Consider the following 1,354-nt stretch of genomic DNA (forward strand, 5'->3'; position numbering starts at 1 on the left):
CATTTAGATGGTACGCGGGGTGCTTTGGAAACTGGCACGCTCCGTGTGGAGCAGGGGAAAAGCTGGAGATCGCATCAAATGCTTACCTATTGCTACTTTAGTGTTGAGGTAAATATTTACAAGCGAACAAACGATCGGTATAATAAGCCCGAGATAAACAATGAATAAGGAGGGTTTAAGATGATTAACACCGAAGAGACAAAGTCACTCGTTTATGCAGTAGTTCAGGTAAGATTACCGGTCAGGGATATTGACGAGTCCGTAGCGTGGTATGAGAAATATTTCGGGTTTACACACTGCTGGAAAACTAAAGAAGAATCTGATTTAAAGCTTGAACCAGGGCCATTCTTGTTTTTAAAGCGAGTAGAGCAACCACTACCGATTCAAATTGTATCAGAAGGGAAACCATATGCCGTTCTTTGTATAAAAACATCTAATGTTTTTGAGTGTTACCGAAGATTCGTCGAGGCTAATGAAATCGTAACCGAAATAACGCACACCTGGAATATTGATCGCTTTCCTGAATTCAATGTTACAGATCCTTCGGGGAATGTTATTAATGTAGCGAACTACCCAGATTTACATATTGAGGGTTTTTGAGCTATCGGGCACAATAGCTCAATTAAACATGACGGCAGCCGGCACTCGATCGGTTGCCGTTGTTCATTTAACTAAAGGGCAGCGTGACAAACGTTGCATTACTGGCAGGATTGTTGAATAAATTGTGGAATATTTCATGATATGCAAGGAGGGATTTTATGAGCAAAGTTAGAGATGTTCTGGATTTATTAAAGCATTGTTTAGATAATGCAAAAGGTAGTAGATTCGATGCAGTTGTTCAACTGCCTTTGGAGGATGTCCTTAGAATAAAGTCATTAATTCAGACGCAGCATAGTGCTTTAAAGTCGGCTGATGTGTTGGTCGAAGGATTAAAAAATAACTATGATAAAGTTAATTCTTTAGTTCAAATAGAAGAAGACACAATTAAAATCAATGAAGTTATTATTAAGTCTGCGCTTCGGTAGTAATCTCAGTTATCATTCGGTTTAACCTAACGGGAAACGAGAGTAAAGAAGTTCTATCCACCATAGTGTAACAGCTGATGAGCCAATGAGAGGTTAGGTAATGTTATGATTCAGGGTGGGATTATTATTTTAATTTTCGGAGTCTGGAGCACTTTTTTTCCTACGTATACAAGAGGTCAATTTAATCAAAAACTAGAATTTTCGAAAGCTGGAATTCTCTTTAGCAGAATTATTGGTGTACTTAGTTTATTTTGGGGCTCGTTGTGGATTTTGTTTGGAATTTTTCCGGAGTGGGGAAGGTAGATTAAGCTAACGGCGAACGATAGTTG

The 1,354-nt window shown here is 38.7% G+C and carries 2 protein-coding genes; both read left to right on the top strand.

What is annotated here, in order from left to right; genetic code table 11:
* Nucleotides 1–180: 180 nt before the first annotated feature.
* The gene (locus AC1DWB_RS35290) at nucleotides 181–600 is read left to right on the top strand and encodes a VOC family protein (RefSeq protein ID WP_477545728.1); all 420 of its coding nucleotides are present in this window, start codon (nucleotides 181–183) and stop codon (nucleotides 598–600) included.
* 158 nt (nucleotides 601–758) lie between these two features.
* The gene (locus AC1DWB_RS35295; protein ID WP_477545729.1) at nucleotides 759–1,025 is read left to right on the top strand and encodes a hypothetical protein; all 267 of its coding nucleotides are present in this window, start codon (nucleotides 759–761) and stop codon (nucleotides 1,023–1,025) included.
* Nucleotides 1,026–1,354 lie beyond the last annotated feature (329 nt).

This window comes from Paenibacillus sp. P4_E11 (assembly GCF_056401635.1).